This is a genomic window from Flavobacterium sp., assembly GCF_029945805.1.
GTDB lineage: Bacteria > Bacteroidota > Bacteroidia > Flavobacteriales > Flavobacteriaceae > Flavobacterium.
Map to the genome: position 1 here is coordinate 36,735 of NZ_JAQSDH010000009.1, position 26,712 is coordinate 63,446.

At 35.4% G+C, this 26,712-nt stretch carries 23 protein-coding genes; 16 read left to right on the plus strand and 7 right to left on the minus strand.

The genetic code is table 11. The features are described from left to right. Positions 1-54 precede the first annotated feature (54 nt). Both PSU83_RS02040 and PSU83_RS02045 read right to left on the minus strand, forming a co-directional pair. Positions 55-759, minus strand: coding sequence for a hypothetical protein (locus tag PSU83_RS02040; protein WP_300586169.1), 705 nt, complete (start codon positions 757-759; stop codon positions 55-57). Positions 760-968: 209 nt separating this feature from the next. Beyond that, a complete protein-coding gene (locus PSU83_RS02045) occupies positions 969-1,274 on the minus strand; it encodes a hypothetical protein (RefSeq protein ID WP_300586171.1) in 306 nt (101 codons plus the stop codon). Between the two features lie 115 nt (positions 1,275-1,389). Between PSU83_RS02045 and PSU83_RS02050 the strand changes: the two genes are divergently transcribed. Continuing rightward, a complete protein-coding gene (locus tag PSU83_RS02050) occupies positions 1,390-2,445 on the plus strand; it encodes a T9SS type A sorting domain-containing protein (protein WP_300586173.1) in 1,056 nt (351 codons plus the stop codon). A gap of 61 nt (positions 2,446-2,506) precedes the next feature. Here the strand turns inward: PSU83_RS02050 and PSU83_RS02055 are convergent, their stop codons facing one another. After that, positions 2,507-2,896 (minus strand): SPOR domain-containing protein, encoded by a 390-nt coding sequence (locus PSU83_RS02055; protein ID WP_300586175.1) that lies wholly within the window; start codon positions 2,894-2,896, stop codon positions 2,507-2,509. 219 nt (positions 2,897-3,115) lie between these two features. On the opposite strand from PSU83_RS02055, the gene PSU83_RS02060 reads away from it, so the two are divergent. From PSU83_RS02060 to queG, 11 genes are all read left to right on the plus strand, one after another. Next, the gene (locus tag PSU83_RS02060; RefSeq protein WP_300586177.1) at positions 3,116-4,453 is read left to right on the plus strand and encodes a c-type cytochrome; all 1,338 of its coding nucleotides are present in this window, start codon (positions 3,116-3,118) and stop codon (positions 4,451-4,453) included. A gap of 32 nt (positions 4,454-4,485) precedes the next feature. Then, complete coding sequence (locus tag PSU83_RS02065; RefSeq protein WP_300586179.1) at positions 4,486-7,551, plus strand: TAT-variant-translocated molybdopterin oxidoreductase; 3,066 nt, start codon at positions 4,486-4,488, stop codon at positions 7,549-7,551. Between the two features lie 123 nt (positions 7,552-7,674). Beyond that, positions 7,675-9,084 (plus strand): NrfD/PsrC family molybdoenzyme membrane anchor subunit, encoded by a 1,410-nt coding sequence (gene nrfD, locus PSU83_RS02070; RefSeq protein WP_300586181.1) that lies wholly within the window; start codon positions 7,675-7,677, stop codon positions 9,082-9,084. Positions 9,085-9,092: 8 nt separating this feature from the next. After that, a complete protein-coding gene (locus PSU83_RS02075; protein ID WP_300586184.1) occupies positions 9,093-9,620 on the plus strand; it encodes a DUF3341 domain-containing protein in 528 nt (175 codons plus the stop codon). A 7-nt stretch (positions 9,621-9,627) separates the two neighbouring features. Beyond that, positions 9,628-10,188 carry a cytochrome c gene (locus PSU83_RS02080; protein WP_300586186.1) on the plus strand — a complete coding sequence of 187 codons (561 nt, stop codon included), beginning with the start codon at positions 9,628-9,630 and terminating at the stop codon, positions 10,186-10,188. Positions 10,189-10,215: 27 nt separating this feature from the next. Then, positions 10,216-11,706, plus strand: coding sequence for a quinol:cytochrome C oxidoreductase (locus tag PSU83_RS02085; RefSeq protein ID WP_300586188.1), 1,491 nt, complete (start codon positions 10,216-10,218; stop codon positions 11,704-11,706). A gap of 19 nt (positions 11,707-11,725) precedes the next feature. Further along, the gene (locus tag PSU83_RS02090) at positions 11,726-12,907 is read left to right on the plus strand and encodes a cytochrome c oxidase subunit II (RefSeq protein WP_300586190.1); all 1,182 of its coding nucleotides are present in this window, start codon (positions 11,726-11,728) and stop codon (positions 12,905-12,907) included. A 26-nt stretch (positions 12,908-12,933) separates the two neighbouring features. Further along, on the plus strand, positions 12,934-14,733 hold the full coding sequence (locus tag PSU83_RS02095) for a cbb3-type cytochrome c oxidase subunit I (RefSeq protein ID WP_300586192.1): 1,800 nt from the start codon (positions 12,934-12,936) through the stop codon (positions 14,731-14,733). A gap of 81 nt (positions 14,734-14,814) precedes the next feature. After that, a complete protein-coding gene (gene ruvB / locus PSU83_RS02100) occupies positions 14,815-15,837 on the plus strand; it encodes a Holliday junction branch migration DNA helicase RuvB (protein ID WP_300586194.1) in 1,023 nt (340 codons plus the stop codon). 30 nt (positions 15,838-15,867) lie between these two features. After that, positions 15,868-16,230 carry a four helix bundle protein gene (locus PSU83_RS02105; protein WP_300586196.1) on the plus strand — a complete coding sequence of 121 codons (363 nt, stop codon included), beginning with the start codon at positions 15,868-15,870 and terminating at the stop codon, positions 16,228-16,230. A gap of 36 nt (positions 16,231-16,266) precedes the next feature. Continuing rightward, the gene (gene queG, locus PSU83_RS02110; RefSeq protein ID WP_300586239.1) at positions 16,267-17,193 is read left to right on the plus strand and encodes a tRNA epoxyqueuosine(34) reductase QueG; all 927 of its coding nucleotides are present in this window, start codon (positions 16,267-16,269) and stop codon (positions 17,191-17,193) included. Between the two features lie 110 nt (positions 17,194-17,303). On the opposite strand, the gene PSU83_RS02115 is transcribed toward queG, so the two are convergent. Continuing rightward, positions 17,304-18,098: a DUF2797 domain-containing protein gene (locus PSU83_RS02115; protein WP_300586198.1), complete on the minus strand. Its 795-nt coding sequence runs from the start codon at positions 18,096-18,098 to the stop codon at positions 17,304-17,306. A gap of 78 nt (positions 18,099-18,176) precedes the next feature. Here PSU83_RS02115 and PSU83_RS02120 point away from each other — a divergent pair, with 78 nt between their 5' ends. The 4 genes from PSU83_RS02120 to PSU83_RS02135 all read left to right on the plus strand — a co-directional run bounded on the left by PSU83_RS02120 (position 18,177) and on the right by PSU83_RS02135 (position 23,078). Then, the gene (locus PSU83_RS02120; protein WP_300586199.1) at positions 18,177-19,703 is read left to right on the plus strand and encodes a GH3 auxin-responsive promoter family protein; all 1,527 of its coding nucleotides are present in this window, start codon (positions 18,177-18,179) and stop codon (positions 19,701-19,703) included. A gap of 78 nt (positions 19,704-19,781) precedes the next feature. Next, positions 19,782-19,931 (plus strand): hypothetical protein, encoded by a 150-nt coding sequence (locus PSU83_RS02125; RefSeq protein WP_300586200.1) that lies wholly within the window; start codon positions 19,782-19,784, stop codon positions 19,929-19,931. After that, entirely contained in the window at positions 19,928-20,809 is an 882-nt protein-coding gene (locus tag PSU83_RS02130; RefSeq protein ID WP_300586202.1) for an EamA family transporter, read from the plus strand. Before PSU83_RS02125 ends, PSU83_RS02130 begins: the two co-directional genes overlap by 4 nt. Positions 20,810-20,876: 67 nt before the next feature. Further along, positions 20,877-23,078, plus strand: coding sequence for a TonB-dependent receptor (locus PSU83_RS02135; RefSeq protein WP_300586204.1), 2,202 nt, complete (start codon positions 20,877-20,879; stop codon positions 23,076-23,078). A 35-nt stretch (positions 23,079-23,113) separates the two neighbouring features. Here PSU83_RS02135 and clpX read toward each other — a convergent pair whose 3' ends face one another. The 3 genes from clpX to PSU83_RS02150 form a co-directional block, all read right to left on the minus strand. After that, positions 23,114-24,355, minus strand: a complete 1,242-nt coding sequence (clpX, locus tag PSU83_RS02140; RefSeq protein WP_300586205.1) for an ATP-dependent Clp protease ATP-binding subunit ClpX — start codon at positions 24,353-24,355, stop codon at positions 23,114-23,116. A gap of 77 nt (positions 24,356-24,432) precedes the next feature. Beyond that, positions 24,433-25,089, minus strand: coding sequence for an ATP-dependent Clp endopeptidase proteolytic subunit ClpP (gene clpP / locus PSU83_RS02145; protein WP_300586206.1), 657 nt, complete (start codon positions 25,087-25,089; stop codon positions 24,433-24,435). 264 nt (positions 25,090-25,353) lie between these two features. Next, entirely contained in the window at positions 25,354-26,679 is a 1,326-nt protein-coding gene (locus PSU83_RS02150; RefSeq protein WP_300586207.1) for a trigger factor, read from the minus strand. Positions 26,680-26,712 lie beyond the last annotated feature (33 nt).

A 26,712-nucleotide genomic window follows, 5' to 3' on the forward strand; every position in this document is an offset into this window, starting at 1 on the left:
TAAAAAAATCCCGAGTCATCGGGATTTTTTTTGTTTTATAGCGAATTACGTAAGTTATATTCTTAAGCCTTTTATCATTCTATATTTTGGTGAATCAAGGCCGTATTGTGAACTTACCATGTTCTTTACTCTGGATGCTATGATGGAGAGGTCTTTGAAACCATTTATTCTTTGTGAAATCCAAGGCTTGTAAAGTGCTAGCATAGTTGAAACTTTATTTGTGTTAAGTGTTGCTTCTTCTAATACTGTTTGTAAAGCATCAATTTTAATTCTACTATTCATTGGGTCGTACCCACTTCCAAATTTTATCAGGAGCGTAATTAGATCTCCAAAGTAGATCATTTGACTACCGAATGATTTTTCAGAACGGCTGATGGTTTCTTCATCGGTGTCTTCGGTGACTTTTATCCTGCGTTGTCCTCTTATTTTTAGAATTAGAGTTCTTATTTCTTTGTATTCCTGTGAGTCTTTACCAAATTTTCCTCTGATGTTAGCGCCAATTGGTGATAGCAATTTTGAGATGGAGTTTTCTTCTTTGTCAAAAAACTGTCTTCTGTTAAAAGCAGCTTTTGAATAGTCAAAGTGCTTTTGGGTGTGCTGTGTTTGGATTTCTCTTAAAGCAACAGTTCTGGTTTGAATTGCTTCTGCTGTTAAATCGGAATCCCCTGGAGTGAAGTTTGAGAATGTGTTTAAATCTTCTACTAAAACTTCGGCGTTTGTTAATCGTGAGCTATAGGAAGCTCTGGAAATTGAGTTCATGATATTTGTTTTTAATGTTAGTATTGATTTTGGCAAGACAAACGACGTGCCACAATTTGTACTAAATACCATTCAATTGTAATTTTATATAATATTTAACATATATGTAATCAGATGTTTAGGCAAATACAGGTCTTGATGCATACTAAATCATTTTACTTTCTAATCTTTGAGATTATGATACTAAGATGTTGCGTACTAATTGTAAACTATTGAGGTGCAATTGTAAAATGCTGAGTCGTAATTGCAAGATGCGGAGTTGAAATAACAAGATACTGAGGCGTGATTGCAAGATGTTGAGCTGAAATAACAAAATACTGAGGCATAATTGCAATATACTGAGTGCCAATAACAAGATACTGAGTGCCAATCACAAGATTCGGAGTGCCAATCACAAGATGCTGAGTCGTAGTTACAAAGTGGGGTCTAAGTATTGTTATTGCTAGAAAAATGAGTAAAATGAGGGGTGAAAAAGGAGTGATTTGTGCAGCGTTTTTTTTTGCCACGGATTTCATAGATTTGCACCGATTTGCACCGATTTTTTATTGATTAGTATTAAAGATGCTTTTTATTTGACAGAAAAACCTACTGCGTGATATATTTTATATATTTGATTTTCAAACTTCTTTCATGAAAATCACTTCTCTGTTATTGTTTTTGAATACGATTTGTTCTGCTCAAATCATAAATTTTCCGGATGCGAATTTTAAGGCTAAGCTGTTGACAAATGATATTGCGTGCATTGGTGTATCAGCTAATTTATGTGCTGGTGGACCTATAGATGCAAATAACGATGGTGAAATCGAAGTTTCTGAAGCACAGTCAGTAGCAATTTTGAGCGTTAGCGGCGCTAATATTAGTGACTTGACAGGTATAGAATATTTTACAAATTTGGAGTGGTTAATATGTTCTAGCAATAATTTAACGACAATAAATTTATCATCATTGACATCCCTTACAACTCTGAATTGTAGAAATAATCAACTTACCATATTAAATTTGGCTAGTCAAACTCTTTTAGACATTTTGGCCTGTAACAATAATCAAATAACTTCCTTAGATATAAGTCATCAGTCAGAATTAAAAATTTTTATAGCTTCAAATAATCAGATAAGTTTTTTAGATTTTTCTAACAATACGGCTTTAGAGCATGCTTATTTTAGTGAAAACTTACTGACGAGTTTAGACTTTAGCAATAATCCTAATTTTTTTGATTTAGGCTGTAAGAACGATCCAAACCTGACTTCAATAAAAATAAGAAATAGTGTTACTCAGGCTTTTGGCACAGGGACTTTATACAATGAATGCTGGAGCAATGTTCCTAATTTAAATTACATCTGTGCTGATAGTAATGAAATACCTGCTTTACAAAGTTATTTATCAGGGTGTGGGATAGATAGTAGTGGCATAACTATTAATTCTGATTGTGAGTTGGGAAACCAAGGGTTTGAATTTGGTAGTATGTTTATTTTATCGCCTGTTCCAGCGAAAAATAGCTTAACTATTACGACTAAAGAAGAAGTTGAGATGAGTTCGGTAAGTATTTACAATATCCTTGGGCAATTGGTTCAGGTAAATACTAATCCGAATGAAACGATTGATGTTTCGGGCTTGGAAACGGGAAGTTATTTTATAAAGATTATTAGTGATAAGGGAACGGCGAGTACGAAGTTTGTAAAGGAATAATAAAAACCCTCGAAGTTTAAAATTTCGAGGGTTTTTAGGATACTATTTTTAAGTTAATTGCTTATTTATTCGGTTTTATCAAAAAGGCATTTGGAAAACTTTTCTTTAAATCAGCTAGATTTTTTTCGGCTTCAATACGTGTTTTGAAGTTGCCTACCCAAACTTTATATCTTGGCGTGCTGAATACAATAGTAGCGTCCATTGTTTTATTCATCCTCTTAAAATCCATCAACGTTTTTTTAGAATTTTCACTATCTCCATTGTATATCTGAATCTTATACCGATCATTTATCGTAATAGAGCTGTTTATTTTTCTTTTTTCATTTAGAAGTTGTTCAAACTTTGAATCTTGTATAACAGTTACTTTTGGGTCTTGTGCACTAATTTTTTGAGTTAAAAGTGTCAGCAAACAAAGCGAAAAAAGTAGTGTCGATTTTGAGAAATAGGACATAATGATTTGAGTTTTATACAAATGTAAAACTTAAAATAGTACATTAAGAACAATTCATTATTTAGAATAAATATAAATTGATAATTAAGCTATATTTAAGGTTTTGAGAATAGTTCTTAAGTCGTATTTTTGTGCAGGTTTTTAATAAAGTGTCGATTTTTAGCTGAAAATATTATTCAGTAAAATCAAGCCAATAGTAGTAGATAATCACTTAATTATATGAAAAAAGTGGGTAACCATAATTCGATTTCGAGGAAAATAGTCTTCTGTTTAGCATTTATGCTAGCATTCTCCTTCACTTCATTTTCACAAGCAACACCAGAGGCGGCTCCAGCAGCAGCTCAAACAGTAGCGGCACCAGTTGCAGCAGCTGGGGGTGATGCGGTAGCAGGAAAAGCATTGTTCAATGCCAATTGTGCAGCTTGTCACAAGCTTGATGCAAAAGCCACGGGTCCGGCACTTCGTGGAGTTGCAAATAAATATGATATGGCTTGGCTTTACAAGTGGATTCATAACAGTTCTGAATTGATTAAATCAGGCGATGCGAAAGCTGTTAAAGTATATGAGGAAAATAACAAGGCGGTAATGACTGCGTTCCCTCAATTATCAACGACAGATATTGATAATATTATTGCTTACACTTCAGAACCTAAAGCTGAAGCTCCGGCAACTACAACAACGGCAGGTCCTCCTGGACAACAAGCGGCTGAAGGCGGTATTTCTAATACGGTTGTGCTTGGTGCCCTTGCATTATTGATGATGATGTTGGTTGTGATGTTGTTTTTTGTTAACAATGTTTTGACTAAAGTAGCTAAAGTAAATGGTATTGAACGTGCTGAGAAAGCGCCAAGAATATCAATTTGGAAAGCTTTTGCAAGAAATCAATTTTTAGTTTTAGTTAGTTCGATATTATTATTGCTGGCAAGTGGCTATTTCGTTTACGGATGGATGATGCAAATTGGGGTAGACCAAAATTATGCTCCAATTCAGCCAATTCATTATTCTCACAGAATCCATGCGGGAAGTAATGGTATTGATTGTAAATACTGTCACTCTGCTGCGCGAGTAAGTAAAAACGCCGGTATTCCCTCTTTAAATGTTTGTATGAACTGTCATAAAAGTATTGCTGAGGTTGCTGACACAACTGCAACAGCTGAATATTCAAAAGTATTCTACGATGGGGAAATTCAAAAGCTATATGATGCTGTAGGTTGGGATAAAGAAAGTCAAAGCTATACAGGAAAAACTAATCCTGTTAAATGGGTTAGAATTCACAACTTACCAGATTTTGCTTACTTCAACCACGCACAGCACGTTACTGTTGCCGGAATTGAATGTCAGAAATGTCATGGCCCAGTTCAGACGTATGAAATTCAAAAACAATTTGCTCCTTTAACAATGGGTTGGTGCATTAACTGTCACCGTGAAACTAATGTTAAAATGGAGGGTAACAAATACTACGACAAAATTCACGCAGAACTTTCTAAAAGATATGGAGTAGACAAATTGACTGCTGCACAAATGGGAGGTTTAGAATGTGGTAAATGTCACTACTAATAAATTTATTAAGAAGCTAATATTTATATACGATGTCATCGAACAAAAAATACTGGAAAAGTGTTGAGGAGCTAAACGAAAATAGCTCTATTGTTGAGACGCTGAGAAATAATGAATTTGTAGAGGAAATTCCAACTGCTGAATTTTTATCTGATAAAGAATCGTTATCATCGTCATCAACAACTCGTCGTGATTTCTTGAAATACGTTGGATTTAGTACTGCAGCAGCAACTTTAGCTGCGTGTGAAGGTCCTGTGCATAAATCAATACCTTATGTTTTACAACCAGAGCAAATAATACCTGGTGTGGCTGATTTTTATGCTACATCTATGTTTGATGGATTTGATTTTGCTAATTTATTAGTAAAAACGCGCGAAGGTCGTCCAATTAAAGTAGAAAATAATACTGTTGCTGGAGCAAAATTTGCTGCCAATGCAAGAGTTCATGCTTCTGTATTGTCATTATATGACAGTATGCGTTTAAAAATAACGAAGGTTGCTCAAAAAGAGGCCTCGTGGCAAGAAGCTGATTTAAAAGTTAGAGCTAGTTTAGCTGATGCTAAAACTAAAGGAGGTCAAATTGTATTGTTGACAGGTACTTTAGCGAGCCCATCTACCGAGAAACTTATAGCCGAATTTATAGATAAAAATCCAACAGCAAAACACGTGATTTATGATGCTGTTTCTGAGTCTCCCGCATTAGATGCTTTCGAAACAGTTTATAGTGAAAGAGCTTTGGTTGATTACGATTTTTCAAAAGCAAACACTATAGTTTCTATTGGTGCTGACTTCTTAGGAGATTGGCAGGGTGGAGGTTTTGATTCTAGTTATGCTAAAGGAAGAATTCCTCAGGCAGGTAAGATGTCAAAACATTACCAGTTTGAAGCAAACATGACTTTATCTGGAGCAGCTGCTGATAAGCGTGTTCCAATGACTGTTGCTAATCAAAAGTTAGCTTTGGTTAAAATATATAACGTAATTACAGGTTCGGCAGTGTCAACAGGAAATGTTGCAAGTGAAGATGTAATTATGAAAGCCGCACAACAATTAAAAGCTTCAGGAAGTAAAGGGCTTTTAGTTTCTGGAATTCAAGATAAAAACGCACAATTATTAGTTTTAGCTATCAATTCAGCTTTAACGAGTGAAGCATTTTCAACTGCGGGAACACGTCAAATTAGAAAAGGATCTAACGAAAAAGTAGCTCAGTTAATTGCGGATATGAATGCAGGAAGTGTTCATACTTTAATTATGAGTGGCGTAAATCCAGTGTACACTTTGGCTGACTCAAAAGCCTTTGTAAGTGGATTGAAAAAAGTAAACTTATCAGCTGCGTTTTCTTTAAGAGAAGATGAAACGGCTTCAATCACAACTATTGCAGTTCCGGCTCCTCACTATTTGGAGACTTGGAATGATTTAATGTTGACCAAAGGAACATATTCTTTGACGCAACCTACAATTCGTCCATTATTTAGTTCAAAACAATTCCAAGAGGCATTATTATCATGGAACGGGATTGAAGGAGATTATTATGAATACTTGAAAGCAAACGCTTCAGGGTTTTCAAATGGAAGATCATGGAATCAAACGGTTCATGATGGTATTGCTGTTGGAGCAACCGCAGTGTTAAGCGGTGGTTCGTCAAATTTTGCAGCGGCTGCGAGTGCTTTGGCTCAAGCTCCGCCAGTTAAAGGATTTGAATTAGTATTGTATACTAAAACAGGTTTGGGTGATGGTCAACAAGCCAATAATCCATGGTTGCAAGAGTTTCCAGATCCAATTACAAGAGTATCGTGGGATAATTATGTTACGATTTCACAAGCTGATGCTAGAGATAAATCTTTAGGATTAGTAAATAAAATTGTTGCAAATGGGGGTCTTAACGGAAGTTACGTTACACTTACTGTAAACGGGATAAAATTGGAGAAAGTTCCAGTTATTATTCAACCTGGTCAGGCTAAAGGAACTTTAGGTCTAGCTTTAGGCTACGGAAAAAAAACAAATTTAAAAGAAGAGATGCAAGTAGGTATTAATGCCTATGCGTTGTATTCAGGTTTTAATAATGTACAATCTGCTACTATTACAAAAGAAAGCGGAGAGCATGAATTTGCTTGTGTTCAGTCGCAAAAAACCTTAATGGGTCGTGGCGATATTATCAAAGAGACCTCTTTAACAATTTTTAGTACACAAGATGCTAAAGTATGGAATGCACCTCCTATGGTTTCTTTAGACCATAAAGAAGTTGAAGCAACAAAAGTTGATTTATGGGAGTCGTTTGATCGTTCTGTTGGACATCATTTTAATCTTTCAATTGATTTGAACGCTTGTACGGGTTGTGGTGCTTGTGTTATTGCATGTCATGCTGAAAATAACGTGCCAGTTGTTGGAAAATCTGAAATTAGAAGAAGTCGTGATATGCACTGGTTGCGTATTGACAGATATTATTCTTCAGAAGATACGTTTGCTGGTGATAATGAGAAAAAAAGTAATTTCAACGGTTTGTTTGGTGATAAAGGCTCATTAGGTGGATTTGGAGAAATGGAAAGTCCTGCTGATAATCCACAAGTAGCTTTTCAACCTGTAATGTGTCAACATTGTAACCATGCACCATGTGAAACAGTTTGTCCTGTGGCAGCCACTTCACACGGTCGTCAAGGTCAAAATCAAATGGCGTACAACAGATGTGTTGGAACAAGATATTGTGCAAACAACTGTCCGTATAAAGTACGTCGTTTCAACTGGTTCTTGTATAACCAAAATGACGAGTTTGATTTTCATATGAATGACGATCTAGGTCGTATGGTGATCAATCCAGATGTCAATGTTCGTTCTCGTGGGGTAATGGAAAAATGTTCAATGTGTATTCAAAAAACACAGTTGACTATTTTAACTGCTAAACGCGAAGGAAGAGAAGTTGCATTTGATGAATTCCAAACTGCATGTTCTGCTGCTTGTTCAACAGGAGCGATGGTTTTTGGTGATGTAAACAATAAAGAAAGTCAGGTTGCAAAACTAGCAGAAGATAAAAGAATGTACCACTTGTTAGAGAGTGTGGGTACAAAACCTAATGTGTTTTATCACGTTAAAGTTAGAAATACATAATAAATTGCAATGGCAAATGTCAATGGCAATAACAAATAATGAAATAATTGTAAAATATAGATAAGTAGGAATGAATGATTTTTTAAAATCTGAAATCTGAAATCTTAAATCTGAAATAAAATTATGTCGTCTCATTACGAAGCACCCATTAGAAAACCATTAGTTATAGGTGATAAATCATATCACGATGTGACTGTAGATGTCGCTGCTCCTGTAGAAGGAAGGGCCAATAAACAGTGGTGGACTGTATTTTCTATCGCACTTATAGCTTTCCTTTGGGGAATTACATGTATTGTATACACCGTTTCGACGGGTATTGGAACATGGGGTTTGAATAAAACTGTCGGTTGGGCTTGGGATATTACTAACTTCGTTTGGTGGGTTGGTATTGGTCACGCAGGAACACTTATTTCTGCCGTACTCTTACTATTCCGTCAAAGATGGAGAATGGCAATTAACCGTTCTGCGGAAGCTATGACTATTTTCTCTGTAATCCAGGCAGGTTTATTTCCAATCATTCACATGGGGCGTCCTTGGTTGGCGTATTGGGTTGTACCTATTCCCAATCAGTTTGGTTCATTGTGGGTAAACTTTAACTCACCTTTACTTTGGGACGTATTTGCAATATCAACCTATCTTTCCGTATCATTAGTATTTTGGTGGACTGGATTGTTGCCTGATTTTGCTATGCTTAGAGATAGAGCCGTTACTCCGTTTAACAAAAAGATTTATTCGATTCTAAGTTTTGGATGGAGCGGAAGAGCAAAAGATTGGCAACGTTTTGAAGAAGTTTCTTTGGTTCTTGCTGGTTTAGCTACACCCTTAGTACTTTCTGTACACACTATTGTATCTTTTGACTTTGCAACTTCTATTGTTCCTGGATGGCATACCACAATTTTTCCACCTTACTTCGTTGCTGGGGCAGTTTTCTCTGGATTTGCAATGGTAAATACCTTGCTTATTATTATGAGAAAGGTGTCAAAACTAGAAGCCTACATAACAATCCAACATATTGAACTTATGAACATTGTAATTATGATTACAGGTTCGATAGTGGGTGTTGCTTATATCACGGAGCTATTTGTAGCATGGTATTCAGGTGTCGAATACGAACAATATGCGTTCTTAAATAGAGCGACTGGGCCTTACTGGTGGGCTTATTGGTCAATGATGACTTGTAATGTATTTTCTCCACAGTTCATGTGGTTCAAAAAATTGAGAACTAGTATTATGTTCTCATTTATAATCTCGATTGTAGTAAATATTGGTATGTGGTTCGAACGTTTCGTAATTATTGTAACTTCTTTACACAGAGATTATCTTCCATCGTCATGGACAATGTTCCAGCCAACATTTGTTGATATTGGAATATTTATTGGAACTATTGGCTTCTTCTTTGTCTTGTTCTTATTGTATGCTAGAACTTTTCCAGTGATTGCACAAGCAGAAGTTAAGACAATCTTGAAATCATCAGGAGAATATTATAAAAAAGCAAGAGAAAACGAAGAACATAATCATTCTGAAAAACATTAGTATTTGTTATGAGTAGTAATAAAGTTATACACGCTATATACAATGATGATGACATCTTAATGGATGCTGTTAAGCAGACCAGAAAAGCACATCACCACATTGAAGAAATTTTCACTCCTTTCCCTGTTCACGGATTGGATAAAGCTATGGGGCTTGAGCCAACACGTTTGGCTATATGTTCATTCATTTACGGTTGTATCGGTTTAGCTGTCGCAACAACAATGATGAATTATATTATGATACAAGATTGGCCACAAGATGTTGGTGGTAAACCAAGTTTTAGTTATATTCAAAACATGCCGGCATTCGTTCCGGTAATGTTTGAAATGACTGTGTTTTTTGCAGCTCACTTAATGGTTATTACTTTTTATATGAGAAGTAGATTATGGCCCTTTAAACAGGCAGAAAATCCAGATGTAAGAACTACAGATGACCATTTCTTAATGGAAGTTTCTGTTAACAATAATGAAAATGATTTAGTATCATTCTTCATGAGCACAGGAGCAGTAGAAGTTAAAGTAATTGATAAGCATTAATATAGATATGAAAAGTTTATTTAAAATAGCATTTGTATTTGGTGTCATCGTTTCCTTATCATCTTGTAAAAATGATTTGAAGCCGAATTACCAATATATGCCTAATATGTATGAATCTGTAGCTTATGAAACCTATTCTGAATCGGAAGCTTTCAATTCGCCATCAGGATTAAAAGGTAAAGAAGGTCAACTTCCACCTTCGGGTGCAATTAAAAGAGGATTCGTTCCTTATGAAATTGCAAATACAACTGAAGGATATAACTTCTCAAAAACAGTAGTGAAATCTCCGCTTGATTCTACAGCCGTTGATATGAAACATGCAGAAGAATTATTTGTAATTTATTGTGCTATTTGTCACGGTACTGCTGGAAATGGAAAAGGGAAATTGGTTACCCAAGAAAAATTACTTGGAATTCCAAGTTATGCAGACAGACAAGTTTCAATTGGAAGTATTTACCATGTTCAAACGTACGGTTTGAATTCAATGGGATCCTATGCTAATCAATTGAGTCAAACAGAACGTTGGATGATTGCTGCTTATGTTCTTGAACTTAAAAGCAAATTATAATTGTAGAACAAACAGATTGTTATAGATATGTATACATTTTCAAGTAAATTAAAAACCCTTTCTTTTGTCTTAATGCTCGTCGGTATTCTTGGTATAGGTTTTGGTTTTTTAAATGCACCAAAAACAATTCAGGATGTTGAGACAATCCTTAAAGAGGAAGAAGCTCATCATGGCGGTGGACATGAAGCAGCAGCTGGACATGAAGCTAAAGCGGAATCTCATGAAGGAATTGCTGTTCATGATGAAAAAGCGATGAATCAAAAAGATTCATTAGTAGCTTCTAGTGATACACTTGTTAAAACAGAAAAATCAGAAATTGTGGTTGCAGCTGGAGGACACTCCGATACTGTAAGCGGACACAATTCGGAAGCTCATACTGATGATCATGCAGAACATGTTGAACATGTTTTTCATCAATTGCAAAATAAACCGTGGGCGGCTCTATATGTTGCATGTATATTTTTCATGTTGATTTCTTTAGGTGTTTTAGCGTTCTATGCTATTCAGCAAGTAGCACAAGCGGGCTGGTCTCCTGTATTATTCAGAGTTATGCAAGCCATATCGGCTTATTTATTACCGGGGTCAATTATATTTTTCTTGATTCTACTTGTTACTGGAACACATTTGTTTCATTCAAATCACTTATTTGTATGGATGGCGGAAGGAGTAACAGATCCAAAAAGTGCAAATTATGATCGTTTAATTACTGCTAAATCGGGTTATTTAAATCCTACATTTTGGTTAATTAGAGCCGTTATCTTTCTTACTGTTTGGAACCTTTACCGTTACTTTAGTAGAAAAAATTGTTTGGCACAGGATGAATCTGGTGATAACAGCAACTACAAAAAGAATTTCAAAATGTCTGCTGCATTTTTAGTATTCTTCATCGTATCCGAATCTATTATGTCTTGGGATTGGTTGATGTCATTTGACCCACACTGGTTCAGTACACTTTACGGTTGGTATGTTTTTGCTAGTTTTATTGTAAGTGCGATTACAGTGATAGCATTAGTAACGCTCTACTTAAAGTCAAAAGGATATCTGGAAGAAGTAAATACGAGTCATATTCATGATTTAGTTAAGTTCATGTTTGGTTTTAGTGTGTTCTGGACTTACTTATGGTTCTCTCAATTTATGTTAATCTGGTACGCTAATATTCCGGAGGAGGTGACCTATTTCATTACAAGAATAGAGAACTATGGTATAACGTTCTGGGGTGCTGTATTCCTGAACTTTGTTTTCCCTATCTTACTGTTAATTAACACGGATTTCAAGCGTATTCCATGGATTATTGTAATGGGAGGAGTAGTAATACTTTCTGGACATTATATTGATTTTTTCAATATGGTTATGCCAGCAACAGTCGGGGACAGATGGTTTATTGGAATACCTGAAATTTCATCATTATTATTTTTCTTAGGGTTATTTATTTACTTTGTTTTCAGCGCTTTAACTAAAGCTCCGTTAATCCCAAAACGAAACCCGTTCATTGAAGAAAGTAAACATTTTCATTATTAATATTTAAAGTAAATTACAAATGACAACTCTTTTGGTACTTATAGTTGTAGTTTTATTGGCAGTAGCCTTGTGGCAGTTAACGAAGATTTTCCACTTAACACAAGTGGGTGCATTTGTTAATGACACACAAATTGCAGGTGATAATGATAACAAAGTTAACGGTTACTTGATGTTTGGTTTCCTGGTGTTTATTTATGTTACAACAATTTATTGTCTTGTATATTACGGACATTTTCCATTAATGAGCGACTCAGCGTCAGCTCACGGTCCAGAAGTTGATAATCTGATGGCTATTTCAATGGTTCTTATATTCATTGTACAAACCATTACGCAGGCTTTGTTGCATTACTTTGCTTTTAAGTACAGAGGTAGACAAGGTCAAGTGGCTCTTTATTTTTCTGATAGTAATAAATTAGAATTTATATGGAGTATCATACCAGCTATTGTCCTAGCAGTATTAATCCTTTATGGATTATATGCGTGGACAGATATTATGTTCGTTGATGAGAAAAAAGAAAAAGATGCTATCGTTATCGAATTGTATGCACAACAATTTAAATGGGAAGCTAGGTACTCAGGCGCAGATGACGTTCTAGGAAAAGCTAATGTTAGATATATTGAAGGTGTAAATGTACTAGGAGTTGATTTATCAGATCCAAATGCGCAGGATGATTTTACCTCTTCGGAATTGCATATACCAAAAGGAACAAGAGTAATTTTCAAAATGCGTTCCCAAGACGTATTGCATTCTGCTTACATGCCTCACTTTAGAGCGCAAATGAACTGTGTTCCTGGAATGGTTACTAATTTTTCATTCATTCCAACAGTAACAACTGCTGAGATGAGAGAAAAACCTGCAATGGTTGAAAAAGTTGCTAATATTAATGACATCAGAACAAAGAAAAGTATTGGAATAGTTGCAAAAGGCGGAACAGCTCTTGATCCGTACACATTTGATTATTTGTTATTATGTAATAAAATTTGCGGTTCTTCGCATTATAACATGCAAATGAAAATTGTTGTGGATACACCTGAAGACTATAAAGCTTGGTTGAAGGAGAACGCTCCTAAAACAATTATACAAGCAGTCAAGAATGCAGCAACTGAAGCAAAAGCATCAGAAACGTCGGCTCAAACTAAGGATTCAAGTGCTACAAAAAGTAATGACAGCACGCTGGTTGCTAAAGCAGATATGAAATAATATATAAAATTTAAAGTTCACACAATATGTCAGCAGAAGCTCACAATCACGACCACGGTCACGACCAACACGAACACCACCATAAAGATACGTTCATTACTAAATATATCTTTAGTATTGATCACAAGATGATTTCTAAGCAGTATTTAATTACTGGAATCTTCATGGGTATTATTGGAGTTGGAATGTCAATGCTTTTTAGAATGCAGCTTGCTTGGCCTGAAGAATCATTTAAAATTTTTAATGTTCTTTTAGGTGACAAATTTGCTCCAAACGGAGTAATGACAAATGAAATTTATTTGTCCTTAGTTACAATTCACGGAACCATTATGGTATTCTTTGTACTAACCGCTGCTTTGAGTGGAACGTTCAGTAACTTATTAATTCCACTTCAAATTGGTGCCCGTGATATGGCCTCAGGATTTTTGAATATGGTTTCCTACTGGCTTTTCTTTACATCGAGTATCGTTATGATTAGTTCTTTATTTGTAGAGGCTGGGCCAGCGAATGCGGGATGGACAATATATCCACCTTTAAGTGCACTGCCACAAGCTATTTCAGGTTCTGGAACAGGAATGACGCTTTGGCTAGTTTCTATGGCTATATTTATCTCTTCCTCATTATTAGGCTCTTTGAACTACATCGTAACCATAATTAATTTAAGAACAAAAGGGATGTCAATGACGAGACTACCACTTACAATATGGACGTTCTTTGTGACGGCTATTATTGGAGTTATCTCATTCCCAGTATTACTTTCAGCAGCATTAATGTTGATTATGGATAGAAGTTTCGGAACTTCTTTCTTCTTGTCAGATATTTATATCGCGGGTGAAGTTTTACATTACCAAGGCGGTTCTCCTGTATTGTTCGAGCATTTATTTTGGTTCTTAGGACACCCTGAAGTTTATATAGTTATATTACCAGCAATGGGAATTGTTTCTGAAGTTTTGTCCACAAATGCGCGTAAACCAATTTTCGGATATAGAGCGATGATCATGTCTACAATTGCGATTGCCTTTTTATCTACCATAGTTTGGGGACACCATATGTTTATTTCGGGTATGAATCCTTTCTTAGGTTCAGTGTTTACCTTTACTACCTTATTGATCGCCATTCCATCCGCAGTAAAAGCCTTTAACTGGATTACTACTTTATGGAAAGGAAACCTTCAATTAAACCCTGCAATGTTATTCTCTATCGGAATGGTTTCTACATTCATTACTGGTGGCCTTACTGGAATTATTTTGGGAGATAGCACCTTGGATATTAATGTTCACGATACGTATTTTGTTATTGCTCACTTTCACTTAGTAATGGGTATTTCTGCTCTTTATGGTATGTTTGCAGGAATCTATCACTGGTTCCCAAGAATGTTCGGAAGAATGTTAAACAAAAATTTAGGATACATTCACTTTTGGATAACCGCTGTATGTGCTTATGGGGTATTTTTCCCAATGCACTTTATCGGTATGGCTGGTTTGCCAAGACGTTATTATACGAATACAAACTTCCCATTATTTGATGATTTACAGAATGTGAACGTGATAATTACTTGCTTTGCATTGGTTGGTGGAGTTTTCCAATTAGTATTCTTATACAACTTCTTTAGTAGTATTTTCTACGGAAAAAGATCAGTTCAAAATCCATGGAAATCGAATACTTTGGAATGGACGGCGCCTGTTGAGCATATGCACGGTAACTGGCCAGGTGAAATTCCTCACGTTCACAGATGGCCATATGACTACAGCAAACCAGGACATGATGAAGATTTCGTTCCTCAAAATGTGCCAATGAAACCAGGTGAAGAACAATTACACCATTAATTGATTTAATAAATATAACAAATGCCTTTCCGTAACGAAAGGCATTTTTATTTGCGCCTAACTTTGTTATATATTTGTATTATGAATGAAAATCTTGACCCTACTACTTCTAATTTTAATTCCTCTGAACTTGATCTTGAAAAAAAGTTACGGCCTTTAAGTTTTGACGATTTTACAGGGCAGGAGCAAGTTTTAGAAAATTTAAAAGTATTCGTTGAAGCCGCCAATCAAAGAGAGGAAGCGCTAGATCATACTTTGTTTCACGGACCGCCTGGACTAGGCAAAACGACTTTGGCAAACATTTTGGCTAACGAACTAGGCGTTGGAATTAAAATTACTTCCGGACCAGTTTTAGATAAACCTGGAGATTTAGCAGGTTTGTTAACCAATCTAGAAGAGAGAGATGTGCTGTTCATTGACGAGATTCATCGTTTGAGCCCCATAGTGGAAGAATATTTATATTCGGCGATGGAAGACTTCAAAATCGATATTATGATCGAATCGGGACCAAATGCGAGAACAGTTCAAATTAATCTGAATCCGTTTACATTAATTGGAGCAACAACGCGTTCCGGATTATTGACAGCGCCAATGCGTGCTCGTTTTGGAATTCAGAGTAGACTACAATATTATAACACCGAACTTTTAACTACCATTGTCCAACGTAGTGCCAGTATTCTGCGAATGCCAATTACAATGGAAGCTGCGATAGAAATAGCCGGTAGAAGTAGAGGAACACCTCGAATAGCAAATGCACTTTTACGTCGTGTTCGTGATTTTGCGCAAATAAAAGGTAACGGAAAAATAGATATCGAAATTGCACGTTTCGCTTTGAAAGCATTACATGTTGATGCACACGGTTTGGATGAAATGGACAATAAAATCCTAATAACAATCATCGATAAGTTCAAAGGTGGACCAGTCGGATTGTCAACTTTGGCAACAGCCGTTTCTGAAAGTGGCGAAACTATTGAAGAAGTATACGAACCTTTCTTAATTCAAGAAGGATTTATCATTAGAACGCCACGCGGAAGAGAAGTCACCGAGAAAGCCTATAAACATTTGGGGAAAATTAAAATTAATATTCAAGGAGGACTTTTTTAGAATTTAGAATTCAGAAATTAAAAAATTAATATGGCAGATTTTGATCTAAAAGTAAGAACAAAGAAATTTTCTCTATTAATTATTGATTTAGTTGATTTGCTTCCAGTCAAAGTTTCAACTAAGATAATTTCTTATCAATTAGCAAAATCAGGTACTTCTGTAGGAGCTAATTACAGAGCAGCTTTAAGAGCAAGAAGTGATAAGGAGTTTATTTCCAAAATGAATATAGTTTTAGAGGAATCGGATGAAAGTATGTTTTGGTTGGAAATAATTATTGATAAGCAATATATTGATAAGTCTATTGCTGAAGAAGCACTAAAAGAAGCAAATGAATTGACATCAATATTTGTTACTATTCTTAAAAACACAAAATCAAGAATGACCAAAAAGTAATCTCTATTGTAACTTCTAACTTCTAACTTCTAACTTCTGAATTCTAAATTAAAATACACTAATTTAATAAAATCCGAAGCCAAACGCCTCGGTTTTTTGTCATGCGGAATATCCAAAGCTGGATTTTTAGAAGAAGAAGCACCACGATTGGAAAATTGGTTGAATAAGAACCATCATGGCGAATTGAAATATATGGAAAATCATTTCGATAAACGCTTAGATCCAACGTTGCTCGTTGATGGTGCCAAAAGTGTGATTTCGCTTTTGCTGAATTATTATCCTTCAGAAAAACAAAATTCAGAAAGCTATAAAATTTCCAAATACGCTTACGGACAGGATTATCATTTTGTAATCAAAGAAAAACTTAAAGAGCTTTTACATACTATTCAAAACGAAATTGGCGAAGTTTCTGGAAGAGCTTTTGTAGATTCGGCACCCGTTTTAGACAAAGCTTGGGCAGCAAAAAGCGGTTTGGGTTGGATTGGCAAAAACAGCAATTTACTAACGCAGCAAATAGGTTCTTTTTATTTTATTGCTGAATTGGTTGTCGATTTAGACTTGGAGTACGATTTTGCCACAACCGATCATTGTGGAACGTGCACCGCTTGTTTGGATGCGTGTCCAACTGAAGCTATAGTGGCACCTTATGTGGTTGACGGAAGCAAGTGCATTTCCTATTTTACTATTGAATTAAAGGAAAAAATTCCAATGGAAATGAAAGGTAAAATGGATGATTGGATGTTTGGTTGCGATGTGTGCCAAGATGTTTGTCCGTGGAATAAGTTTTCAAAAGCGCATAGTGAACCATTATTTAATCCGAACTCTGAAATCCTTTCTTTTACCAAAAAAGATTGGGAAGAAATCACGGAAGATACGTTTAGAAAAGTTTTTAAAAATTCGGCTGTTAAGCGCACAAAATTGGAAGGTTTTACGAGAAATATTAGTTTTTTGAAAGAAAGATAATCGTCCAAAATAGCCCCGATAGCAATGGAAATCCTTTTTGCCTTTGCAAAAAGATTGTAATGGATAGCGGGAGGATGGTTGTTAAAATAAAAAAAGTAACGCTACTAAAACTACACTTCAATTTTCACAACATAGCCTTCATAAGTGCGGACATTGAAAACTGTGCCATCTTCAAATAGTAAATATTGTCCTTTGATTCCCATTAATTTTCCGGAAAAATTCGGCGATTTATCTAAATTTAAGCTGCTGACTTTTGTTGGATAATTCAAAACAGGATATTGGATTTTCCATAAATCTTCCTTTTCAGCATAAAAATAGTCTTGAGCTTCTTTTGGAATTAGGTGTTGAAGAGACGCTTTTTCTTTTAGTAAATCAACCGTTGGCACATCATTTTTTAACATTTTTTGCCAATTGGTTTTATCTGCGTAATGATTTTTCAAGGCAACTTCTGTTATTCCGGCCAAATAACGATTCGGAACTTCAATAATTGGAATCGCTTCAATTGCGCCTTGATCAATCCATCGTGTTGGCACTTGAGTTCCGCGTGTAACACCAACTTTCACTTCGCTAGATAATGCTAAATAAACGATGTGTGGTTGCAATTGTACTTTTTTTTCATAAACTAAATCGCGGTCTTCAATATCTAAATGTGCGGTGCTTAACTCGGGTCTCATAATCCAATCGCCAGCGGAAGCGGAACTCATAAAACAGTCGTAACAAAATCCTTGACGGAAAATTTTTTTCTTTTTACCGCAATTCAAACATTGGTATCCTAAAAAAATGATTTCTACTGATTTTCCTAGCAACTGATTTAAACTCAAAAAACTAGACTCAAAAACCAGATAATATTGAATCGGATTCGAGAATTCGGTTTGCATTTTGGTTAATACACCTTCGTAAGTCATAGTTTAACTTTAAGATTATTTGCTATATTTGGTAAAGTTATAACTCCTAGTTCGTAATTCATAACTCCTAATTCAAAAATGCCAATACCATTAATAAATTCTATCGCTTCTTGGGTTTTGAAACAGCGTATTCATCAGATTGAGCTGTTTTTAAAATATCCTAATGAAGTCCAGAATGAACTGATGATGAACCTAATTCGTTCTTCTGAAGAAACGGTTATCGGTCAAAAGTATGATTTCAGAAGCATAAAAAATTACAGGACTTTTGCAGAACGAGTTCCAGTTTCTACTTATGAAGAGTTGGAGCCCATGATTGAACTTACTCGAAAAGGCGCTCAAAATGTTTTTTGGAGTACGCCAATTAAATGGTTTGCAAAATCAAGCGGAACCACGAACGCCAAGAGCAAATTTATTCCCGTAAGTGCGGAAGCACTTGAAGATTGTCATTATAAAGGCAGTAAAGATTTGTTGTGTTTGTATCTGAATAACAATGAAAATTCGGAAATGTTTCTGGGGAAAAGTCTTCGTCTTGGTGGAAGTTCGCAAATTTATGAAAATAACAATACCTATTTCGGCGACTTATCGGCTATTCTGATTGAGAACATGCCAATTTGGGCAGAGTTCAGCAGTACGCCCAGTAGTAAAGTGTCGTTAATGCACGAATGGGAAACTAAACTTACGGCGATTATCAACGAAACCAAAAATGAAAATGTAACGAGTTTTGCCGGAGTTCCATCCTGGATGTTGGTTTTACTTAATCGTATAATGAGTGAAACGGGGAAAGACAATCTGAATGAAATTTGGCCCAATCTTGAAGTTTATTTTCATGGTGGCGTAAGTTTCGAACCTTATAGAGAACAATATCAAAAAATACTACCGCAGAAAAATTTTAAGTATTACGAAATCTACAATGCTTCAGAAGGGTTTTTTGCCATTCAGGATTTAAATTATTCCAATGATTTGTTGTTGATGTTAGATTACGGAATCTTTTACGAATTTATCGCGATGGATACTTTTGGATCTGAAAATCAAAAGATAGTTCGCTTGGCGGATGTGGAACTGTTCAAAAATTACGCTATTGTAATTACTACAAATGCCGGACTTTGGCGTTACTTAATTGGGGATACAGTTCGGTTTACTTCGTTGTCTCCGTATCGCATTCGGGTTTCCGGAAGAACCAAACATTACATCAATGTTTTTGGAGAAGAGCTGATGGTTGAAAATACCGATTCGGCTATAGCCAAAACGTGTGTCGCCCTAAATTGCGAAACAAAAGATTATACTGTGGCTCCCATTTTTATGAAAGAAAAAGAAAAAGGCGCACACGAATGGATGATAGAATTTAAAAAACATCCATTAGATATGGCTTTGTTTCAAAAGACATTAGATGAAAATTTGCAATCCGTAAACTCCGATTACGAGGCCAAAAGGTACAATAATATGACGCTAAATTGTTTGGTTGTGAATGTGGCACGTGAAAATTTATTCTATGACTGGCTCAAAGAAAATGACAAACTTGGCGGTCAACACAAGATTCCAAGACTTTCTAACGAAAGAGATTATCTGGAACAATTGAAACAGATGCAAACCGACAAGGTTACATAGCTTACAATGAAAAAAGTCAAAAAAATCAAAACGCAACTTAATTACAAACGTGCATTTATAATTTAAAAAACAAACCAAATGAAAAAGATATTTTATGCAGTTCTAGTAGTGGGTTTATTATCTTCGTGCGCGTCCCATCCGGGGAGAGTTTGTGGGGGTAAAGGCGGAGGACGATGCGTAGATAACACGCCAGTTCAGCACATAAATCACAATAAACCAATTGCTTGAAAACAAAACTATATCTCGCATTCTTTTGCGTAGCCTTCTTTTGGGGAACCACATTTTTAGGCATCCGCATTGGTGTTGAAACCATTCCACCATTTATACTTGCTGGAATAAGAAACTTAATTTCGGGATTGCTTATTTTTTGTTATTTAGTCTACCAGAAGCAATTAGAAACAATTAACCCAAGGCAATTTTCACGAGCTTTTTTATTGTCAATTCTAATGATTGTGCTTGCTAATGGTTTGACAACGTATGCTGAAAAATACATTACAAGCGGATTAGCCTCATTAATTTCTACCTTAAATCCTTTCTTCGTTTTGATGCTGAATTTAATTTTGGGGTACGAAAAACTATCGGTCAAAACAATTATTGGGATCGTGTTAGGAATGTTTGGCATCTTTTTAATTTATCAAAACAGTATAGCTGATTTATTAATTCCAGAATATCGACAGGGGATATTTGCTATTTTGCTGGCCATAATAGCTTGGGCAGTTGGAACCATTATTACCAAGAAAGGCAGCGCTAATTCGCTAACTATGCTCATGAACGTATGTGTTCAAATGCTAATCGCTGGTGTCGTTTTATGTCTTATTCAATTCTATTTAACACCAAATCTCAGTACAGAAAACTGGAGCAATCGAAGTATTGTTGCAATGATATATCTGGCACTATTTGGGTCTGTAGTAGGTTATGTTGCCTTTAGTTATTTGCTTTCTCAATTACCGTCAACAAAAGTCACTGTTTTATCTTATGTCAACGTTATCGTGGCTTTATTTTTGGGATGGCTGGTTTTGGACGAAGTACTAACAGATAGAATTATTTTGGCAGCAACGTTAATCATAAGTGGCGTTTTTATTGTGAATTACAAAAGAGTAAAATAAAATCATTTAGGGTGTAACAAATTTTTATGATGTAAGTCTTATTTGACAATCATCAATCACAATCAAAATGAAATCAGTATTATTTACTACACTATTCTTAGCGGCAACATCTATTTTTGCTCAAGAAACTCCTAACGCAACCGTTCAGGATACGATTAAGAAACCGAAAACCAACGAACTTCAAGAAGTTACTATTTCCCAGCAAAGGAAATTTATGAAAATTGAATCCGATAAAACTACTATTGCCGTTAAGGACAACGCGATGTTAAGTACTGGAAATGCGTATGATGCCGTTAAGAAATTACCCGGAGTTATCGCATCTCCAACCGGCGGATTATCTTTAAACGGTAAAGGCGTTACGATTTATATAGATGGAGCACCAAGCACGTTAACGGGTACTGATTTGCAAAATTACCTTTCTTCACTTCCAGCAAATGCCATTGAAAAAGTAGAATTAGTATACAATCCTGGAGCTGCTTATGATGCTAATGCCAGCGGTTCGGTCATTAATTTAGTTACGAGTTCAAAAAGATTAAAAGGGGTCAATGCGAGTTTTAATATCAATTACAATTTCAATAAATACCAGAAGCCGAGTCCGCAAATTTTATTAAATGGAAAAGAAAAGAATCTAAGTTGGCAAACGATGATTGGTTACAATTATATCGATAGTGAACAACGCTCGACCAATGGGCAAACTTTCACATCTTTTGATCCTGATAAATTCATCAATCAGGATAGGTTGACCGTAGCAACCAACCGGAATCTATACGCCAGATTGGGAACAAATTACAAATTAACTTCAAAATCAAATCTTTTATTTAATTACAACGCAACGTTCTCTAACGACAGAAATGTTTTTGATGGAAAAACTACAGGTTCCGAAATTCCAGATTATTTGAACGATGGAATTAATAAAACCAAATCGAGTAATCACGAAATTAGTTTGCAGTTTAAAACTAAGTTAGATACTATCGGAAGAACATTGGATGTAACTGCGTTTACAAATACCTTCAATCAGGATCCGAATACGTTAACCAATGCGGTGGAGAATAATGTGTCGAGTTTCAATAACTTTAGAAATAACTTTGCCTTACTGAACTATTATTTGAAATATGATTTTGCTATTCCGTTTGAAAAGATAGGTCTTTCATTGAATACGGGTGGAAAATTCAATACGATTAAAGTGGAGAATACAGGATTTTACAATCTGAATTCGGCAACGACGGATGTAATCGACTTTGATTATAAAGAAACCAATTTGGCTTTTTATACTGAAGTTCGTAAGAAATTCAAAAAGTTGAATCTTACGGCTGGTTTGCGATACGAAGATTTTAATGTGAATAGAATCGGAATGGTGGATGCTACAAGAACAAATATCGATTTTAAAAACAGAAATTTATTTCCCAATTTTAGTGCGCTTTATGAGTTTACAGATAACATAAATATCAGCACTTCATATTCTAGAAAAATTTCACAACCTAGTTATAGTGTCCTTGATCCGAACGGTGGAAACTTTGATCAATACAATACGTCAACTGGAAATTTATTGCTAAATCCATCATTTTACGACAATTTTGAATTGAAAATGAGCGCATTTCAATATGTTCAAATTGGTGCAAATTACACCGTAGCGCAAGATCATAATTTATTTATTTTCAACGCAGAGCCTGGAGAAACGGTTAGCACGCAAACCTTTCAACAGTTTGATCGTTTTAAAACATTTACCGCTTATGCTAATTTCCCAATTCCTTTAGATTATTTTTTCAAAGGAAAGGAAGCATTTCAGAAGAGAATGACCAATATTGATAAAATGAATTATATATTCTTTAATGTGACTTATATCAAAAATGTAACTGACGGCTATAATTTTTCATTTGAATCTAAACCAATATGGAATTATGCAGCGCAAGCACAAATTATGCTGCCTTGGGATATAAAAAGTTATATGAATTACTTTATTCTTCCAGCGGGCGGCGTTTGGGAAATCTACAAAATTAAAAAAGACATTCAGCAGTTTGATATTTCGTTTAACAAGGATTTTTGGAACAAAAAGCTAAAAGTTGGCGTACATGCTTTTGATGTTTTCAATCAAAACGAAATCAATGCGTTGATTTCGTCAACTAACCTACAAACAAAATTTTACAAAAAGGACGATTCAAGAACCTTTAGAATTTCGTTAACCTATAATTTTGGAAACCTAAAAATTGATAAAGAAAATACAACCATAAATACTGAAAAAGTAGAAAGCGGTGGTAGTTTGGTAAAATAAAAGTAAAAAAAATTCCCTCAACTGAGGGAATTTTTTTATGATGCTAATTCTAATCGTTTCAGCAAATTTTTACTCAATGCGTCTTGTGTATATTCTAAATCGACATGCAATTCTTTTTCGTCGGAACTTGGTAAATCATACATCGCATCGGTTAAGATTGCCTCGCATAGCGAACGTAAACCTCGGGCGCCTAATTTGTATTCCAACGCTTTTTCTACAATATAATCCAATGCTTCATTAGAAATTGTGAATTTCACATCATCCATTCCGAACAGCTTTTGGTATTGTTTGATTAAGGCATTTTTTGGTACGGTCAAAATGGCGCGAAGCGTTTCCGCATCCAAAGGATCCATATGTGTTAAAACAGGAAGGCGACCAATAATTTCCGGAATTAATCCAAAATCTTTAATGTCTTTTGGAATTATATATTGTAATAAATTGTTTTTGTCAATTCCTTCCGCATTTTGCGAAGTGGAATACCCAATCGCTTGACGGTTTAATCTTTTAGATATTATTCTTTCAATACCATCAAAAGCGCCACCAGCGATAAATAAAATGTCTTTGGTATTGACTTCAATGAATTTCTGGTCTGGATGTTTTCTTCCGCCTTTTGGTGGAACATTTACAACGGTTCCTTCTAATAATTTTAGAAGCGCTTGTTGCACTCCTTCACCAGAAACATCACGAGTTATAGATGGATTATCACTTTTTCGAGCAATTTTATCAATTTCGTCAATGAAAACGATTCCTCTTTCCGCTTTTGCCAAATCATAATCGGCAGCTTGTAATAATCGCGTTAAAATACTTTCTACATCTTCACCCACATAACCCGCTTCAGTTAAAACTGTCGCGTCAACAATTGCTAAAGGTACTTCTAACATTTTTGCGATGGTTTTAGCCACCAATGTTTTTCCCGTTCCGGTTTGTCCAACCATGATTATGTTTGATTTTTCAATCTCAATATCTTCTTCGTGTTGCAGTTGCATTAATCTTTTGTAATGATTGTAGACTGCAACAGACATTACTTTTTTGGTTTGATCCTGACCAATAACATACTGATCAAGGAACGCGCGGATTTCTTTTGGTTTTTTTAAAATCAAATCACTATTTGATTTTAAACTTGCAGTTCCGCTTGAAGATTTCAATTCTTCCAGTACGATTCCGTGTGCTTGCTCGATACATCTGTCGCAAACATGCGCATTTACACCAGCAATCAATAGGTTAGTTTCTGGTTTTTTTCGTCCACAAAAGGAACATTCTAAAACTTGTTTTGCCATTTTTTTTTGTTTCAGGTTTCAAGTTTTAAGTTTCAAGTTGGATAACCTGAAACTTAAAACTTGAAACTTTGAATTATTTATCTTCTTAAAACTTCATCAATCATTCCGTATTCTTTGGCTTCGTCAGCAATCATCCAGTAATCGCGTTCTGAATCTTTGTGCACTTTATCAAATGTTTGTCCTGAATGGTGTGCGATAATTTGGTACAACTCGTCTTTCAGTTTTAACATTTCTCTCAAGTTGATTTCCATATCAGTTGCAACTCCAGAAGCGCCTCCTGATGGTTGGTGAATCATCACTCTTGAATGGGGTAATGCCGAACGTTTTCCAGCAGCACCAGCGCATAATAAAACAGCGCCCATTGAAGCTGCCATTCCGGTACAAATTGTGGCTACGTCTGGTTTGATGTATTGCATGGTGTCGTAAATTCCCAATCCTGCGTAAACGCTTCCGCCTGGAGAATTGATGTAAATTTGGATATCTTTTGAAGAATCTACACTTTCTAGAAATAATAACTGTGCTTGAATGATGTTGGCCATATAATCGTCAACTCCGGTTCCCATGAAGATAATTCTGTCCATCATTAATCGTGAGAACACATCAAGTTGGGAAACATTCATTTGACGTTCTTCAATAATATAAGGTGTCATGCTACCTACGATTTTATCGTAATATAAACTGTTTACGCCGTGTTTTTTGGTTGCAAATTTTTTAAATTCTTTTCCGTAGTCCATTTTAAATTTTAGTTATGGGTTGTAAATTTTCGTTTTATTTAGTCAAAGGTCGTGCCTTATTTAATAAGTGACATTGTGTCTTACTTTCGAGATTCCTAGCCCAGATAGTAGTGGAAATCCTTTTTATTGTTTAGATAAACCCCTTCGACTACGCTCTGGGTGACAAACAATAAAAAGATTGCAACGGATAGCTGGATTAAGCTTCCAATAAAAAAGCGCCAAATTACTCTGACGCTCAAATATACTAAAAAATAGTTTTATTATTTATTCATTATACATTGCTGCAACAAATTGGTCATAGGTAACTTCTTTTGTTTTAGGGTTTGCTTTTTCTTTGAATAATTGCAACATTTTATCGGCAACCACTTGTTCTGATAATCTTTTCACTTCTTCTTGGTTTGACAAAACTCGGGCTACAATTCCTTCTACTTCTTCAGCTGTTGGGTTCATGTTGCCAAATTGTGCCATTTGTTGGCGAATATTTTGAGTTGTGAACGATTTTAAATCATCAAAAGTAATTTGGATATTGCTTTGTGCTAATGCTTTTCCTTCAATTAATTGGAAACGCAATCCTTTTTCAGAGCGGCTGTATTCGGTAGCAGCTTCTTCTGGAGAAAGTTTTTTCTCGCCTGAAGATTGGATCCATTTGATAAGAAATTCGTCTGGCAATTCGAATTTCGTGTTTTCGATTAAAAAATCTTGCACGTCGGCCATTAACTTTTGTTCGGCTTGTTGGGCAAAATGTTTTTCGGCATCGGCTTTAATTTTTGCTTTCAACTCTTCTAATGAACTTACGCTTCCGTCGCCAAACAATTTATTAAATAACTCCTGATTTAATTCTGCTGGTTCGTGTGCTACAACTTCATCGATTGTAAACGTAACGTCAACATCTAAACCGTGAACATTATCATGGTCAACGGCCAAATAATCCATTAATTTATGGTCGTCATGGAATAAACCTTTAGTTTTTAAGGTAATTACATCGCCTACTTTTTTGCCAATAAAAGATTTCGCCACTTTGGCATCTGCAAAATCAGCTAGATCGATAGTTGCGCGGTTGTTGATTCCGGCTTCCTCGTTAGCGAACATTCCAGAAACGTCATTTCCTTCAGCAACAACAGTTTGTGAAATTATTTTACCGTATTGTTTTTGGATTCTTCCAATTTGAGTGTCCAACATTGCGTCGTCAGCCACGATTTGGTATTTTACGATGTCATTTTTAGCTTCTAGATTGATTTCAAATTCCGGTGCAAGACCAATTTCGAATTCAAATACTAATTCTTCATCATCCCAAGAAAAATTTTCGTTCACTTTTGGAAGTGGTGAACCCAAGAGATTTAATCTTTCGGTTTGTAAAAAACGTTGCAATGCTAAGTCAACCACTTTGTTTACTTCTTCTACTTTTATTGCTGCACCATATTGTTTTTCAACTAATGCTTTTGGCACCGCGCCTTTACGAAAACCTTTTACAGTGGCTAAAGGCATTTTTTCGTTTATTCTTTTTGCTACTTGTCCTTTGTAATCCATTTGAGGAACTGTTATTACAATCACCTCGTTTACAGCACTAATTGCGACTCTTTTAATATCCATTTTGATAATAATTTACATAATAAAATTGGGTTG